Origin of the sequence: Thiomicrospira sp. (assembly GCF_014859555.1) — a bacterium.
GTDB lineage: Bacteria > Pseudomonadota > Gammaproteobacteria > Thiomicrospirales > Thiomicrospiraceae > Thiomicrospira.
This window is the reverse complement of sequence record NZ_JACUTY010000044.1, coordinates 1-16,986: the sequence shown is the minus strand read 5'-3', so window position 1 is coordinate 16,986 and position 16,986 is coordinate 1. Positions and strand designations below refer to the sequence as shown.

Genomic DNA, 16,986 nt, shown 5'->3' with positions numbered 1-16,986 from the left:
TAATGCTCGCGGGTGGCGGTGAACTTTAGGTTCGGCCAACGTTCTTCGGTTAATTGTAAATTTACCCGCGTTGGTGCAATGTAGACCAGTTGATCCGCCGCATCATAAGCCACGTTATCCGTGACTTTATCTAAAAACTTAGCAATTTCGGCCTTGTCGCCCAACACCCAGCGCGCGGTGGCCACACTCACTGGTTCAAACTGGCAAGCGACTTTGTATTCATCTGCTAAACGTTGAGCGACCACTTCAAACTGCAGTACACCAACCGCACCTAAAATTAGGTCGTTATTGTTAATTGGGCGATAAAGCTGGGTGGCACCTTCTTCTGAAAGCTGAGTTAAGCCTTTTTGTAAGGCTTTCATTTTCATCGGATCTTTTAACTGGGCGCGACGGAACAACTCGGGCGCAAAGTTTGGGATACCGGTGAACTTTAGGTCTTCGCCCTCGGTAAAGGTATCGCCAATTTTAATTGTGCCGTGATTGTGTAAGCCAATAATGTCGCCCGGATACGCCACTTCAGCCTGTTCGCGTTTATTGGCTAAAAAGGTGATAGCTTTAGAGATTTTGACATCTTTACCAATACGCACGTGTTTAAGTTTTTTACCAGCCTCATATTTGCCCGATACAATGCGCATAAACGCCACACGGTCTCGGTGAGCCGGATCCATATTAGCTTGAATTTTAAACACAAAGCCGGTCATTTTCTCTTCGGCGGCGTCCACAAAACGCGTTTCAGTTTCGCGGCCTTTGGGCGGTGGCGCATGCATCGCAAACCCGTCCAATAACTCCTGCAAGCCAAAATTATTGACCGCTGAACCAAAGAACACCGGGGTTATTTTTCCGTTCAAAAAGGCATCCAAATCGAATTCATGACTTGCGCCCCGCACCAATTCGATTTCATCACGCAACTCTTGTGCTTGCGTGCCAAGTACTTCATCTAAACGTGGGTTATCCAAACCTTCCAATAGCTCGCCCGCACCCGCACGTTGGCCGTCCGCTTGGGCAAACAGGCGCACGGTATCGTTGTAAAGGTGATAAATGCCTTTAAAACGTTTACCCATACCAATCGGCCAAGTCATCGGCGCACATTTGATTTTTAGAATGTCTTCAACTTCATCCAGCAACTCAATCGGCTCTTTACCTTCCCGATCCATTTTGTTAATAAAAGTCAAAATTGGCGTGTCACGCAAACGACAGACTTCCATCAACTTAATGGTTCGATCCTCAACGCCTTTGGCGACGTCAATCACCATTAAGGCCGAATCCACCGCGGTTAATACGCGATAGGTATCTTCAGAAAAGTCTTCATGGCCGGGTGTATCGAGCAAGTTCATCATCACACCTTGATAAGGAAACTGCATCACCGATGAAGCCACCGAAATACCGCGCTCTTGCTCCATTTTCATCCAGTCAGAAGTCGCGCCACGGTCGGTTTTACGACTTTTAACGGCCCCCGCCATCTGAATCGCACCACCATATAGCAATAACTTTTCAGTGACCGTGGTTTTACCCGCATCCGGGTGCGAGATAATCGCAAAGGTGCGGCGTTTGTTTTTTTCTAAAATTAACGACATGGCATTTATTTACTCGCTTAATCCTGCAATTTACGTTTGGCTTCTGCTTCTAAAAACGCACGTTGCAACTCATCTTCTTTTTCTTCAGAATTATCATCGGCTTTAACTGGTGGCATCAAATCTTGCTTCGACACACCGAGCATTAAGGCGACATTGCTCGCGACATAAACTGAGGAATAAGTCCCCACGATGACACCAATAATTAAGGCAGTGGCAAAACCATGAATAATTTCACCACCCAAGAAAAACAACGCAACCAATACCATTAAGGTCGTTAAGGAGGTCATCAAGGTACGCGATAACATATCATTTAACGCCTTATTAGTGACCTCTGATGGCGAGCCTTCACGTACCGTCCGGAAGTTTTCTCTGACGCGGTCAAACACCACGATGGTATCGTTCAGCGAGTAACCAATAATTGCCAGTAAGGCCGCTAACACGGTTAAATCAAACTGGATTTGCGTCCAAGCAAACACCCCAACTGTAATGACAACATCGTGAACCAAGGCGGCAATCGCACCCAATGAAAAACGGAATTCGAAGCGTAATGCCACGTAAATCAAAATCCCGATTAAGGCATACAATACCGCCAGTGCCCCGTCCGAGGTTAGCTCCTCCCCAACCTGGGGCCCAACAAACTCGACACGCCGCAATTCAAAGATCTCATCACTTGCGGCTCGCAAAGATGCCATTACCTCGTTACTCAAGGTGGCCGAGGCCATATCATCGCGGGGTGCAATACGAATCAAAACTTCGCGTGATGAACCGAAATGTTGCACTTGCGCTTGTTCATAACCCGCCTCAACCAGCTGATTACGTAATGTATTTAACTCGGCACCATTTGGGTAAGATAATTCAATAATGGTGCCGCCGGTAAAGTCCACCCCCAGGTTTAGGCCTTTATACCAAAGCCCAACCAATGAGCCTATAATTAACACCAACGATAAAATCACCGCCGGTGTGCGCACTTTCATAAAATTGATTTTGCCTAAATCAACGGAAGCCTGAGCGGTCGTTTGTTCTTTTGTCATGCTGAGCTCCTAAATAGACAATTTCGAAACACGTTTATTACCGTAAATCCAATTTACGATTGCACGTGTTCCTAAAATGGCGGTAAACATTGAGGTAATAATGCCGATGGTTAAGGTAATCGCAAAGCCTTTAATTGGCCCAGTGCCAAAACTAAACAACACGATCGCCGCCAACAAGGTTGTAATATTCGCATCGGCAATCGTAATAAAGGCTTTTTCATAACCCGCATGAATCGCGGTTTGAATCGAACTGTTTTTGAGTTCCTCTCTTATACGCTCAAAAATCAGTACATTGGCATCCACCGCCATACCTACCGTAAGCACAATTCCTGCAATGCCGGGCAAGGTTAAGGTGGCTTGCATTAACGACAACACCGCCACGATCAATACTAAGTTTAAAACTAGCGCCATATTTGCGATCATGCCAAAGGTTTTATAACGGAAACCCATAATAATTAGTACCAGGATGAAACCTACCAGCACCGACATTAAGCCTTGATCAATATTGTCTTGCCCCAAACTCGGGCCAACTGTGCGCTCTTCTACAATCTCCATCGGTGCCGCCAACGCCCCCGCTCGCAACAATAGCGATAGATTTTGCGCTTCTTGAGAGCTGGCTAAGCCGGTTATTTGAAAACGGTTCGCGAACTGATCACGAATCACCGCGGCGTTAATGACATCGCGTGTTACCACGCGTTTTTTAACCATCTCACCATTTTCTTCGACCGTATCAATACGACTTTCGATAAACACCACGGCCATACGATTACCGATATTGCCACGCGTGGTCTCCAACATGCGACGTCCGCCTGCGCCATCCAAGGTGACACTGACTTGCGAAGAACCGGCTTGGGCATCAATACCTGATTGCGCATTAATTACGCTGTCACCAGTTACAATTACACTGCGTTGCAATAGAATTGGACGACCGTCACGGAATTGATAAAGTTGCGACTGGCCGGGCGCAACACCGGTACGTTGCGCACGCTCGGCATCGCCGCGTTCATCAACTAAACGGAACTCAAGTGTCGCGGTGGCGCCCAAAATCTCTTTCGCACGTGCGGTATCTTGCACACCTGGCAACTGGACGACAATGCGGCGATCACCTTGCTGCTGAATCACTGGTTCGGCCACACCCAACTCATTAATACGGTTACGTAAGGTGGTAATGTTTTGTTGTAAAGCAAACTTTTTGGTTTCGGCAATCACGCTGTTGGATAAACGCAACGAAATAACGGCTTGATCGTTATCATCGAACGACTGAATTTGTAGCTCGTTGGCGTATTCTTTTTCAAGTTCGACCAAACCTTGATCACGTGCATCCACGCCTCTAAAAACCACTCGAAGCGTTTCATCTTGATAATCGACCGACTGGTAACGTACACGTGCATCACGTAACAGGTTACGAATTTCATCATTGTATCGACGATAAGCGCCTTCAACAGCGGCATCCATGTCGACGTCCATTAAGAAGTGAACCCCGCCACGCAAGTCCAGTCCCAAATACATCGGCTGACCACCCAAGGCTCTTAGCCAAGCCGGCGTCGCTGGTGCCAAGTTTAAGGCGACCACCGCTTGGCGTTCGAATAACTCACGTAATACATCATTCGCTTGCAACTGTGCTTCGACATCACTAAAGCGCAGCAGGTATTGGTTGCCATCAAACTCTAAGGTTTTAGGCACCAGACCGGCTTCAGTCAGGCGCGCTTCAATCGCCTGAGTGGTATGTTGATCAAACTGACCAACTTGCACTGGCGATATCTGTACAGCCGGATCGTCACCAAACAGGTTAGGCATGGAATAGGTTAAACCCAAAACCACCACCGTGATCAGCAGTAGGTATTTCCAAGCTGGAAAGCGATTATTAATAATATTACGTTGAGATTCAAACATGTGATTTGCCTTTTAAATGGCCGCTAAGATTTTGTTTCATCATTAAAAAAGGGGCCTTAGCCCCTTTATTGACCTTATTGATTAAGCTTCGCTATCGGTTTCGGCTTGATCTTTCTTTTCATTATTCGCTGTGCCTTTTAGGGTGCCTTTTGGCAACAGACGGGCAATATTCTGACGATCCACTTTTACCACTACGTTGGGCGCAATTTCAAGATCACAAAACGCTTCGTCTAACTCACGAATCTTGCCGCCGATACCACCATACGTAATGATTTCGTCACCTTTGGCGATTTCGCTTACCAGCTTGCGATGCTCTTTGACTTTTTTCTGTTGTGGACGGATAAGCAAAAAGTAGAAAATTACAAATAGTAAAACCAGGGGAATCAATCCTTCCCATCCTGCACCACCAGAAGAAGCCGCACCCTCAGCCATCGCATCACTAATAAAAAAGCTCATATTCCCTACTCCCTGTATTAAAAAAATTGTGTCGCGGTATTTTGGCATAAGCGGATTTAAAAATCAGCTTTTTTCACCAGGCCTGGTGGTTTGTTGATGAGCCACCAGGTTCACAACAATTATTCAACCCACTCATTTAACCTGAATGCTTATGATTTTACGCAATAAATCCTTAGCATTCGTCATGTTCTTCTTGGTAAATAATTCGAAGCTTTACAAGCTCGGAACCTCTAAACCACGTGCGGCGTAGAACTCAGACACAAATCCGTCTAAACGCTGCTCGCTGATTGCGTCGCGTAAATCCTGCATTAAAGCTTGATAATAATGTAGGTTATGGATGGTATTTAAACGTGCCCCCTGAATTTCGCCGCACTTATCTAAATGGTGTAAATACGAACGCGTGTAATTTTTGCAGGTATAACAATCGCACTGGGCATCAATTGGCGCCAAACTGGTTTTGTGCACCGCGTTACGAATTTTCACCACGCCAGTGTGTGTAAACAAGAAACCGTTGCGTGCGTTACGTGTTGGGATTACACAATCAAACATATCGATGCCACGGCGGACCGCTTCGACAATATCTTCAGGTTTGCCTACCCCCATTAAATAACGCGGCCGATCTTTCGGCAAATGCGGTTCGGTCGCCTCTAACACACGCAACATGTCTTCTTTCGGCTCACCTACCGACAAACCGCCAATCGCATAACCATCAAATCCGATCTCTTGCAATTTTTGAGCCGATTCTTGACGTAAGTCTTCATACATGCCGCCCTGCACAATACCGAATAACGCCGCCGGGTTATCGCCGTGGGCCTGTTTGGAACGCTTGGCCCAGCGTAACGATAAACGCATCGATACATCGGCTTCCATATGAGTGGCCGGATAAGGTGTGCATTCGTCGAAGATCATTACAATGTCGGCACCTAAATCACGCTGAATTTGCATAGATTCTTCCGGCCCCATGAAAATTTTAGAGCCATTCACCGGATTGCTAAACAACACGCCTTGTTCGCTAATCTTGCGCATTTTACCTAGGCTGAACACCTGAAAACCACCGGAGTCGGTTAAAATCGGGCCTTTCCAATGCATAAAGTCGTGCAAATCACCGTGCAGTTTAATAATGTCGGTGCCGGGGCGAATCGCTAAATGAAAGGTATTGCCCAAAATAATCTGCGCACCGGTTTCCACCAGTTCTTCAGGCGTCATACCTTTAACCGTTCCATAAGTGCCCACCGGCATAAATGCTGGGGTTTCCACCGTGCCACGCGCAAACTTTAAACGCCCACGACGCGCACGACCATCTTGATTATCTAATTCAAATTGCATGTTATTTCCAATTTATTTAACCACGAGGTTCACGAAGACCACCAACAAAGAAAACTCTCTATTCTTCAACCACCAGGCCTGGTGGTTTGCTACCCATTAACTTGCCTTCGTGAACTTCGTGTTGTTCGTGGTTTAATGCGTTTTTTTAAACACCAGCATGGCATCGCCATAACTGAAAAAACGGTATTGTTGTTCTACCGCGTGGCGATAAGCCGCCATGGTTTGTTCATAACCCGCCAACGCACTGACCAGCATAATCAAGGTCGATTCGGGCAAATGAAAGTTGGTTAATAACACATCAACCTGCTTAAACTCATAACCGGGTGTAATAAAAATATCGGTTTCACCACTGCAGGCTTGTAATTCACCGGTTTTAGACGCGGTTTCTAAACAACGTACGCTGGTGGTGCCGACCGCAATCACACGCCCACCTTTTGCACGCGTTTGTTTTACTTGCTCCACCAGACCTGGTGTAACTTCAATCCATTCAGAATGCATGATATGTTCGGCAATATTATCTACCTGCACTGGTTTAAAGGTGCCGGCTCCGACATGCAAAGTCACAAAACCTAATTTCGCGCCTTTGGCCTGAATTGCATCCAACATGGCTTGGTCAAAATGCAATCCCGCTGTGGGGGCCGCCACCGCACCAGGTCGAGTGCTGTACACGGTTTGATAACGTTCTTTATCTTCTGGCCGATCCGCACGTTCAATATAAGGCGGCAATGGCATATGACCATAAATTTCTAACCATTCCAGCGGGGTTTTCGAAGGTTCAAATTGCACCTCAAACAAGGCCCCTTGCCGCCCTAACACTTCAACCTCAAATGCCTGCTCAATCTTTAATTTCGCTCCAGCTTTAGGCGACTTGCTTGCGCGAATATGACATAACACTCGTTGCTGATCCACAATTCGTTCAATCAGTAACTCAACTTTGCCACCGCTGGCTTTTTCACCAAACAATCGCGCCGGAATCACACGGGTATTGTTAAATACCAACAAATCGTTGGGCTGAATAAAGCCCAGTAAATCGACAAACTGTTGATCTTGACAGTCACCTTGCGAATCCAACACCAATAACCGACTGGCACGGCGTTGGGAAGCGGGTTGTTGCGCAATCAAGTTATCTGGCAAATGAAAATAAAAGTCTTGGCGTATCAACAAACCGGCCTCAAATCCTAAAAGGCGTGTATTTTCGCTGATTTAGACCAAAAGGTCACGTAACAATTTAAAATGGCCGCGAATCCAAGGCAAACTTTGCCGCAATAACAAAAAAGCCGGCAATTAACTAAGTTAATTGCCGGCAAGACCAGAAAACAATAATCTAAAAACGAGCTTTATAGGTTCAAGATGGTACGTGTCAATTCCTGCGAAGTAGACAACACCTGCGCACTGGCTTGGTAAGTACGCTGAGTCTGAATCATTTTTACCAATTCACCGGCCGTATCCACGTTGGAATACTCAAGTGAGCCTGCGTTAATCGTCCCCATACCACCGGACTGAGCTTTGCCAATCATGGCTGGCCCTGAACCAAAGGATTCGGCATACATTTGACCACCCAATTTTTCGAGTGCGTTAAGGTCATTAAAGTTTGCCACGGCTAACTGCGCCACCGGAATCGAGCGGCCGTTTGAATAACGCGCTTCAATCACCCCATCACGCCCTGTGGTTAAGCCCACTAAATCACCAATACGGTAACCGTTTTGCGTCACACCACGTAAGGTGTAATCACCTGAGAACATCGTCATATCGGAAAAGTCGACATCAATTGCTAACTGTAACGTCGTTGGATCTTGCGCACCTAATGGATCGGTTGCACCTGTTTTTGGGCTATCAATCACCCAATCCAATTTACCTTTACGACCCGACACTTCCACCCAGTCAAGCGGGCTTAGTTCACGAGAGGTAGGCTCCATATCGAGACCTAGATTTTCACCTGAAGGGTCACTACGATCGGCTGGTTGACGGGTTTGTAACAAGTTACCATTAGTATCAAAACGCAGTTCAAAAATAATCCCAGCTTCGTTGGTTTCGACACCATTATCCTGATCATAACGATGACCACTGGTGACCCATTCTCCGGTATCAATATCAAAATCTTCTACCGTATACTGCACAATCCAACTGGTGTACTTTTCACCCAGGTCATTTAGGTTGTTATCTTTACGAAATTGAATCTCGGTCTGATAATCGGCATAAATGGCTGCCGCGTTCCCGGCAATGGTTGCAGCTGGATCACCAATCGCACCCGTTAATGCAACACCGGAACCTAATGGATCAGCTAAAGCGAAATCATCAGCTATTTTCTGCTGCAACGCATCGTAATTTGTTTCTAATGCGGTTTCGTAGGGCAATAAGTCCGCACCAACCAAACCATCATCCACCGCATTGTTATAGTTTACTAAGGCATTTGAGTAGCCATTATAAGACTCCTGGAACGAAGACAGACCTACCACCGCTTCCACTACATCGCGTTTATAGAAGTTAGAAGTTAAACGGTGCTCGCCGCCCAAGGTGTCATGAATGGTTTTTTGGGTTGAGAAATCAGGGAAACCACCAAATGGCCCTACACCTTGCGCTTCTGGCTTGGTAAGCTTCAATAAGTTATCGGTTGAACCCACCGTCGCGGTCGGATTAACATCAAACGGATCAACATTGTACTTCTGCTGTCCATCCAAGTTAATGTCGTACGACATCTCATCCGTAGCGCGTGGCGTTTTATTTAACTCCATCAAGTTGATGGCCGACAAGGTGGTGTTAAAAACCGGATTCAATTCTTTTGAAAGCGCTTCATTTAAGGTGTAACCCATAACCTTGTTACCGGCCTGGTCGGTCATAAAGCCTTCTTTATCCAACTTAAATGAACCGTTTCGGGTATACACATTGCCGTATTTGCCGGTTTGGTCGTTCAGGATAAAGAAACCTTCACCATCTAACGCCAAATCAAGTTCACGGCCAGTAGCGGTAATGGTACCCTGTTCAAAACTTTGTGTGATCGCTTCGACACGCACGCCGTTGCCCGGTGATTTTTGAGCACCGGAAAACATATCGGCAAATTCAGCACGACCACTTTTAAAACCAATGGTTTGCGAGTTGGCCAAGTTGTTTGAGATAACGCCCAACCCTTGCGAGGACGCGTTAATTCCACTTAAAGCATTTAGATCATATGCAGACATGATGTTCTCCTTCTCAAGTCTTAACCAATTTCTCGTACAGCCGACATATCAACTTTTTCACCCGTTGATAAGGTTAGCTTTAACGAACCATCAGCATTAATAGCGACACTGTAGACGCTGGTCGAAACGACCGTTTTAATTCCTTTGATATTGCCTTCTTCATCATAACCATAAGCGGTGATGTCATAGGTTCCGCTTTTGGCCGCGCCTCCGTCATCATTGAGACCGTCCCACTTCACTGCGGTTTCACCCTTGTTCAAGGTGCCCATCGCTTCCATTTCGCGCACCACACCGTTTTGATTACTAATCACAATCTTGACATCCGATAAAGGCTCATCCGTATCGAGACGGAAGTGACTTTCGAACTCATCGTTATGATTAAACGCATCACCCTCGGCCACCACCGCACGCCCTACCAGACCAGCGGCTTGCATGATCTGTAGGTTTTGGAAACCAGCCGTCATGGAGGTAACCGATTTGTTCAACTGCTGAGTCGCTTCAAGCTGACTCATCTGGGTTAGGTCAGTTACGAAGCTGCTAGGATCCATTGGCTTGGTCGGATCCTGGTTCATCATTTGCGTGCTCAACAACATCAAAAACTCTCTTTGCCCCATTTGATCTTGTGGTGCAAATTGGCTGGCCGAAGTGCTTTTATTTTGCATCGCACTCATAAAGTCGGTACTACTCGGAATCGTGCTCATACGTTATCTCCTATTTGCCCAACTGAATGGTGCGCAGTAACAGTTGTTTTGAGGTGTTTAAAACCTCGACATTGGTTTCGTAGGTTTTAGAAGCCGACATCATGTTGGCCATTTCTTCCACCACATTTACATTCGGGCGATAAATATAGCCATCTTCATTGGCCATCGGATGGTTCGGACTGTATTCCATTTTTAACGGTGCCTGGCTTTCAACGATTTCTTTAATCCTGACCCCACCTTTTGGCTCACCGGTACGCTGATCTAAAATGGTTTGAAATACCGGCTGCTTAGAACGATAGGTATCCTCCGCATTCGAACTAATGCTGTCGACGTTGGCCATATTGGAGGCTACGGTATTCAAACGCACCGTTTGGGTGTGCATGCCAGTACCGGAAATATCTAAAATATTAAACAATGACATGATTATTCACCTCTCAGCGCGCCGCTGATCCCTTTAATACGACTATCAATAAACTCTAAGGTGGCCTGATACTGCATCGCGTTTTCGGCAAATTTTGCCTTCTCAATGTGTGTTTCGACCGTGTTGCCATCTAAAGAAGGTTGCGTTGGCATGCGGTAACGCAGGTAATCACCCGTCGTGATCTCGGCAAAGCCTTCTATATGACGCGAATTTGTACGTTGCATATCTGGCTTAAAACGACGATCTTCCATGCCTTGTGCTTCATGAATGGCTTTACGAAAATCAATATCACGTGCCTTATAGTTAGGCGTATCCGCATTCGCCAAGTTATTGGCCAATACTTCTGATCGATCCTTGCGCACATGCAGCGCTTGTTCGTGAATACCAAATATTGAATTAGACATGAAAGCCTTCCTTGTTTTTACCTGTAAAAAAGTAAAAGCAATCCGAATGCCAACCTGGAGGTAAAGCAAAAAAGAAAAGGAATTTAATTAAAGAAATAAAACAGAATGCCGTTAAAGCTCAACCACCAGGCCTGGTGGTTGAGCTTTAACGGCTAATTGGAAATAAACGACTTGGTAAACACCTTACCAAGAACGAACCACATCGCCTATTTGAACTCGACCATTTTGGGCGACCAACTCACCCACTGCGAACTTGGGCAAAATACGCGTAATTTTTAAGAAGCCAGCTGGGGTTTCGTCTACCCCTAGGTTGCGCCCCTGAAAACGTACCGGATTACCAACACGTTGATAAACCGACAACTGATCACCCACTTGCACACCCGACTCGGCGGATAAAAACAATACATATTCACCGTTACGCACATCAATAATTTCGGTTTCGAGCAATTCGCAATTTAAGTGATTATAAAGCTGTTCACTCTGCTGATTCAAAATAGCATGAAAGGCTTGCCCAGTATCGGTTTTAAAAAACGCCGCCGTACCAAACGGGCGATCACGCCCGACTCGCACATCTCCACGCACTTCAAAACCTTCTCGCTGCTGCTTAACAATACGGTGTTTATTAAGATCAATTAGATACCAATCAATCTCAACATAACGGCGATTCTTTTTTGAATCGAAATCGTAAAAACGCCGCACACTGTCCATAAAGGCTTTATTTTCACTTTGTGCTGCGGCTGAACGCACGACCGACATTAACAAAAATTGACCACCGGTTTGATCTTGAATTGGCCGCAAAACCTCTGGATCCAAATTTGGTGTCACCAAATTACCTGGTTGAATCGACTGGGCATAATCAATCATATCTAAATTGTTATAACCGGATTCTTTAAGACGACGATACAACTCGTTTTGATAGCCGGTGATTAAATTTGAAATATCATTGGCTTCACGACTGTTTTCTATGACCGCTGGCGCAATCACCACACGGTTTTGATAATGCACACCAAATGCATGCCCGCAAGCACTTGGGTCTTCGGTTAAACAAACATTTAGCTCAACTTCATATTGTTTTAATTCATCATCCGCATATTCACCCATAATACCGAAACGCTGAATTTTACTGCGCGAGGTAAAACGACTGGCTTGATTTTTTAGCTGGAAATTTTCAGTGTCTGACCGAGCCGAGATATGTAAATTGTTCTGCATACTCGCTAGTTCTAAACCATTACGAATCGCCATCTGACGAGCATAAGCACGCTCAACCCCATCCATAGAGGCCACTCCCGTTACCGCCACACAACGACTATCCGCTTGCGCAAACATCACCGCGCCCAACCAAAGCATTAATAGCATCAAACCATGAATACTTAAGCGAAAAAAACTTAGCTTTCCAACATTACTCAGCTGCATGAACCGATTCCACTTCGTCAATACGTTTGATAATCTCTCTCGCCAACTCTTCTGAGTGCCATTTAGACAAGAACTTATTGGCACCCACTTTTTCGGTCAACTTGTCATTAAAACCACCGCTTAACGACGAATTTAAAATCACATACAAATCTTTTAAACGCTCATCCTTACGAATACTGGTGGTGAGGGTATAACCATCCATTTCAGGCATTTCAATATCCGAAATAACCATTAACACTTTTTCACTAACTGGTGGGGCGACACCCTCATCGGCTTCATCCGCCCACGTCCTTAATAAATCAAGCGCTTTACGACCGTTATTGACAATAAGATGTTTTATACCCAACTTATCCAACACACTTATAAGTTGCGTTCTCGCGACGGTTGAATCGTCGGCACCCAATATAAAATAACCGTGGCCTTGGGTTTTATCGATGTTGTGTTCAACAAATTCGTCCGACATCACACCCGGCATACCAGACACTTCGGCCAACACCTTCTCCACGTCAACAATCTCGACGATCACACCTTTTGCACGCGTAATACCGGTTAAATAATTAACATGACTCAAGGAGTCGGGTGGCGGCAAAATATCTTCCCATCGCATATGAACAATACGATCCACATCCTCCACCAGAAAGCCCTGCACCGAACTGTTAAACTCGGTAACAATCGTTAAGCTATCCGCTAACTTATCACGCGGAATTGGCGGCAAATCCAAGGCTTGTGCCAAATCAATCATCGGCATGGTTTGACCGCGAATATCGGATACACCCACTACCCGCGGATCTGACTTAGGCACAGGGGAAATGTCAGGCGTGCGAATGACCTCACGAACTTTAAAAACATTGATGCCAAACAACTGCTTACCTTGAATATTAAACAGCAACAACTCCATGCGATTCATACCCGCCAACGAGGTACGTTGATCAACACTTTTTAGAAAATTCGACATCTTAAAGCCACCTTATATTACAATGTTCCATTCCAATCCGAACTATCGGAACAATATACCTTAGAACCCAGCCTAAAGTGTAGAACTTAATCCCACTTCAACTATGTTGTCTACTTAATTTTATGCGCCATACGTTATGCAAATCTTATCTTATTGGACTGATCAGCGGCCTCTCATTATTGTGGGGAGGCCTAGCTATGTCACAAAATCAGTCGTTAGAAATAATTCACGAACTGGTTTACGAACATGTAAAGCAAAACATAGACCAACAAATCCATGAAGCCAAGATAGACGTAAGAAGCTTACCTTCCACACTCACACTTGCGCAATGCAACGTGCCACTCGAACTCAGTCAGCGCGACCCCCACCAAATTCATGGCCGCTTAACCGTCAGCGTCAACTGCAACACCCCTTCTTGGCGTGTGTTTGTATCGGTCAATATTGACGGCAAACTACCTGCAATCGTTTCAACTCAAGGAATCTTACGTCAAGCCGTTATAAATAAAGCTAACGTTGAGTTGAAACTGGTACCTTTAAATGAAATTCGTCGTGGCTCCATGCAATCACTTGATAATGTGGTTGGTATGCGTGCTAAACGCGCCATCCCAGCCAACCGCGTTATAACATTACAAATGCTGGATATCCCTTACTGGGTCATGGAAAAAGACGAAGTCATCTTGGTCACACGAATAGGTGGCATTGAAATCAAGACCACCGGTATTGCACTTGAAAATGGGTTGCAACAAGATCGAGTGTCGGTAAAAAATATTAACTCTGACATTGTCGTAATCGGCATAGTAATTGCTCCAAACACCGTAGAGGTTCCGTAACGATTAACCAAATATTAAAAAAATACATTAAAGTTTTTTAATTTGTTGCCGTTATCTATTTCAGGAACGAAAGTAATACTGCTACAATAGCGTTTAAAGCATGAGGGTAAAATCATGGATATCAAGAACATACAGAACAATTTAGCTAATTCAAGAGCTAATGAAACATACAAAACACAAGACAAAGCCGCCGCTAGTCAAGGCTCGACCCTAGAAAGCAACGGTAAACCGCAAACAGATAGAGTCACATTAACCTCCATGTCTGCGCAATTGCGTGAACTTGAAAAACGTGCGGCCTCTGCTAACGTAAGCAACGAATCTCGCATTGCCGAACTTAAACAAGCTATTTCTGATGGCACGTACAAAGTTGATGCGGCAAAAATCGCCGACAAGTTAATTAAAACGGAAATGCTTTTTGCCAAAGCTTAAACTTTCCCAAGGTAAAGCTTTATCATGTCTCAAACAGTTCATCCACATGACCTTACCCTCCATCTACATGAACTGTTTGAAAAGCTCACCGCTTTTCAAACTATCCTAGAAAACGAATCCCAACAACTCCAACAGCATGATATCGAAGCGCTTGTCAGCCTTTTACCAAAAAAACAAACTGCATCAGAAAACATTAATCAACTCGTTCTAGAAATCGAAGCTCAATTTGGCCTACCGTCCAACTTAAACGAACTCGCGAGTCATTCTAACTTTGTAAGCCAGCCTCAGCCAACCCAACAAACGCTCATTAAAATCATTGAACTCGCTGAAAGCTGCAAAAACTTAAATATGCGCAATGGCATTACCATCCAAGCCTTAGATAATATAAATGCCCAACTAACCAATTTGTTTACAGACCACTCCGCCACGCCTGTCAGCCTCTACAATGCCAGCGGAGTTAAGAAACAGTCTGGCGGCCACAAAGCCACATTAGGCAAAGCTTAGGCACGCTAATTGCTCAAAACTTTACAACCAAAACATTTATACTAAAACAACAATATAAAGCCTTACAAGAGATTTAACATGTCTAAAGAACAACGTTCCTTTTTTCGTATTGATGCCATGCTGCCATGCAGTTATCGCATCATCCCCAGCAAAGAAGCTCAACAGAACCCTCTACCAGCAAATCCCGATGCCAATTACATAGAAAAATATTTTATGGAAAACTTGGGCGAGCTGGACGAGCAGATTAATGAACTCATTAGTCAAATTGGTACCAAGAGCAGCATTTTGTCGGCTGTATTAACCGCCATTAACAGCAAAGTGAACTTCTTTTTGCAAACCATGGATCAAGACCAGCTTACCCACAGCATTCCCCAGCGGATGGTGAACATCAGTGCCGGTGGCCTAGCTTTTGATATACCAGAAAAGATTAGCAATGATGACAAGGTAGACTTACTGCTAAAACCTTTAGCTGAAGAAGCACCTATTCTAGTTCGCTGCAAAGTTGTGAAAATATCCCTAAAAGGCAACATTAACCAAGTCGCCTTAGAGTTTGAAGATGTGACAGAAGATGACCGTCGTAAAATCGTCTACTTTATCCAAACCAAAGAAATCGAGATGGCCAACAAAAAGCGCGAAGAATCTGCCGCCGCTACCTTCTCAAGAAGCTAATAACAAGCAACCAGGCCTGGTGCTTGATCCACTACTCCCAACAAAGACTGGCAAGCTATAAACTTCACATTAAACTACTTCTACGCCAGTCAATAACCTAGCTTAACTAGCACTAAGTACCCACAATTTCCCCCACACTGGTAAAATTTGGACAATAAAAAAGCCCGATTCTAAAGAGCTGTAACTCTATGAAAAATCAGGCTTTTATTATTGGTAGCGAGGGATTACACTACGACCTTCGGGTTATGAGTACGTAATTTTACTAATACTATACGACTTGCCGCAACACCTTCTTTCTTTACCCAATAACAAACAACTTTCAGCAACTTTGTTCAAAAGCTTGCTTATTTTTGTTCAATATTGAACATGACATGCTCTAAAAACCGTTCCGCTATATCCTCAATTCTTTGAACAAACTTGATTGGAGCCATAAACTCTGCTCCCAACAAATCTTTTGTTTTTAGTTGAAAATATTTGACCTCTTCTCCCATATCCTTATTCACTGTCGAATAGGTAGATATCATCTTAGAGTTTTTTTCTTCAATAAGATTTTGGAGTGAAATACTATCAAGATTTGGCGTTTTGTTTCTAGCATAGTAAGCATTGACCAAAATCTGCGATGTATAACCAGCATTTTGCATTAGACTTAATAACGATGTTGTTTGAGCTTGAGCTTTCCCCTTTTCAATAACAACGTTTGTGAAACACTCAATCTCCAGCTTATAAAAATCAACCCTGATTCCAAATTTCCAATTCTTATTTTGATTAATAATCAATGAGGTTTCTACAATTCTGTCTTTTGAAAGCATCTTGAGAAGCTCTTCTTCCCGATCGTCTTTAATTCCATCAAGCCTTATGTGACAACCCTTAGTGTTATTATCAGTAAGCTGAAGTGCGATATCCTTTTCTTCTTGTTTATAAGCCTTGACCAGAACATCTGTACACGCTTTAGGTAGCTTAGCATCTCTCCCTGTATCTCTGCATTTTTGAACGGCTTCTTTCCATTCTTTACCACCCATATTCGTGAAGTTTGTTAGTTTTGAATGCCCATCAAAATAACGTCTTAATTCCTTCAAAATAAACTCATGATCCGAGTCTTGAATAACCCCAGCCCTAACAAGTCGTTTAGCAGAAACTTTTAAATAAGTCCAAGACCAGTGATATAAATTAAAGTTTCTTTTACGTGTCGTAAATGGGCTAGCTG

Annotated in this window: 17 protein-coding genes; 4 read left to right on the top strand and 13 right to left on the bottom strand. The window is 44.5% G+C overall.

The genetic code is table 11. From position 1 onward, the window contains the following. From IBX48_RS07790 to IBX48_RS07735, 12 genes are all read right to left on the bottom strand, one after another. The coding region (locus IBX48_RS07790; RefSeq protein WP_296832766.1) for a peptide chain release factor 3 at positions 1–1,574 on the bottom strand (1,574 nt) is incomplete at its 3' end. A 17-nt stretch (positions 1,575–1,591) separates the two neighbouring features. Then, entirely contained in the window at positions 1,592–2,605 is a 1,014-nt protein-coding gene (gene secF / locus IBX48_RS07785; protein ID WP_296832763.1) for a protein translocase subunit SecF, read from the bottom strand. Between the two features lie 9 nt (positions 2,606–2,614). Continuing rightward, on the bottom strand, positions 2,615–4,498 hold the full coding sequence (gene secD, locus IBX48_RS07780; RefSeq protein ID WP_296832760.1) for a protein translocase subunit SecD: 1,884 nt from the start codon (positions 4,496–4,498) through the stop codon (positions 2,615–2,617). 81 nt (positions 4,499–4,579) lie between these two features. Then, positions 4,580–4,954 (bottom strand): preprotein translocase subunit YajC, encoded by a 375-nt coding sequence (yajC, locus tag IBX48_RS07775; protein ID WP_296832756.1) that lies wholly within the window; start codon positions 4,952–4,954, stop codon positions 4,580–4,582. 213 nt (positions 4,955–5,167) lie between these two features. Then, a complete protein-coding gene (gene tgt / locus IBX48_RS07770; protein WP_296832753.1) occupies positions 5,168–6,280 on the bottom strand; it encodes a tRNA guanosine(34) transglycosylase Tgt in 1,113 nt (370 codons plus the stop codon). Positions 6,281–6,412: 132 nt separating this feature from the next. Further along, positions 6,413–7,441, bottom strand: coding sequence for a tRNA preQ1(34) S-adenosylmethionine ribosyltransferase-isomerase QueA (queA, locus tag IBX48_RS07765; protein WP_296832769.1), 1,029 nt, complete (start codon positions 7,439–7,441; stop codon positions 6,413–6,415). A 176-nt stretch (positions 7,442–7,617) separates the two neighbouring features. Beyond that, positions 7,618–9,456, bottom strand: a complete 1,839-nt coding sequence (locus IBX48_RS07760; protein WP_296832750.1) for a flagellar hook protein FlgE — start codon at positions 9,454–9,456, stop codon at positions 7,618–7,620. Positions 9,457–9,476: 20 nt separating this feature from the next. Next, positions 9,477–10,157 carry a flagellar hook capping FlgD N-terminal domain-containing protein gene (locus IBX48_RS07755; RefSeq protein ID WP_296832747.1) on the bottom strand — a complete coding sequence of 227 codons (681 nt, stop codon included), beginning with the start codon at positions 10,155–10,157 and terminating at the stop codon, positions 9,477–9,479. 10 nt (positions 10,158–10,167) lie between these two features. Then, positions 10,168–10,578, bottom strand: coding sequence for a flagellar basal body rod protein FlgC (gene flgC / locus IBX48_RS07750; protein WP_296832744.1), 411 nt, complete (start codon positions 10,576–10,578; stop codon positions 10,168–10,170). 2 nt (positions 10,579–10,580) lie between these two features. Continuing rightward, positions 10,581–10,982 carry a flagellar basal body rod protein FlgB gene (gene flgB, locus IBX48_RS07745; RefSeq protein ID WP_296832741.1) on the bottom strand — a complete coding sequence of 134 codons (402 nt, stop codon included), beginning with the start codon at positions 10,980–10,982 and terminating at the stop codon, positions 10,581–10,583. 183 nt (positions 10,983–11,165) lie between these two features. Beyond that, positions 11,166–12,395 carry a hypothetical protein gene (locus tag IBX48_RS07740; RefSeq protein WP_296832738.1) on the bottom strand — a complete coding sequence of 410 codons (1,230 nt, stop codon included), beginning with the start codon at positions 12,393–12,395 and terminating at the stop codon, positions 11,166–11,168. Further along, positions 12,382–13,350, bottom strand: a complete 969-nt coding sequence (locus IBX48_RS07735) for a chemotaxis protein (protein WP_296832735.1) — start codon at positions 13,348–13,350, stop codon at positions 12,382–12,384. The genes IBX48_RS07740 and IBX48_RS07735 overlap by 14 nt, the downstream gene beginning before the upstream one ends. Positions 13,351–13,547: 197 nt before the next feature. Here IBX48_RS07735 and flgA point away from each other — a divergent pair, with 197 nt between their 5' ends. The 4 genes from flgA (at position 13,548) to IBX48_RS07715 (ending at position 15,782) form a co-directional block, all read left to right on the top strand. Next, positions 13,548–14,180 carry a flagellar basal body P-ring formation chaperone FlgA gene (gene flgA / locus IBX48_RS07730; RefSeq protein ID WP_296832731.1) on the top strand — a complete coding sequence of 211 codons (633 nt, stop codon included), beginning with the start codon at positions 13,548–13,550 and terminating at the stop codon, positions 14,178–14,180. Positions 14,181–14,294: 114 nt separating this feature from the next. After that, on the top strand, positions 14,295–14,609 hold the full coding sequence (flgM, locus tag IBX48_RS07725; protein WP_296832728.1) for a flagellar biosynthesis anti-sigma factor FlgM: 315 nt from the start codon (positions 14,295–14,297) through the stop codon (positions 14,607–14,609). 24 nt (positions 14,610–14,633) lie between these two features. After that, positions 14,634–15,113, top strand: a complete 480-nt coding sequence (gene flgN, locus IBX48_RS07720) for a flagellar export chaperone FlgN (protein WP_296832725.1) — start codon at positions 14,634–14,636, stop codon at positions 15,111–15,113. A 78-nt stretch (positions 15,114–15,191) separates the two neighbouring features. Next, positions 15,192–15,782: a PilZ domain-containing protein gene (locus IBX48_RS07715; RefSeq protein ID WP_296832722.1), complete on the top strand. Its 591-nt coding sequence runs from the start codon at positions 15,192–15,194 to the stop codon at positions 15,780–15,782. Between the two features lie 344 nt (positions 15,783–16,126). Here IBX48_RS07715 and IBX48_RS07710 read toward each other — a convergent pair. After that, a partial coding sequence (locus IBX48_RS07710) for a hypothetical protein (protein ID WP_296832719.1) occupies positions 16,127–16,986 on the bottom strand: 860 nt, incomplete at its 5' end.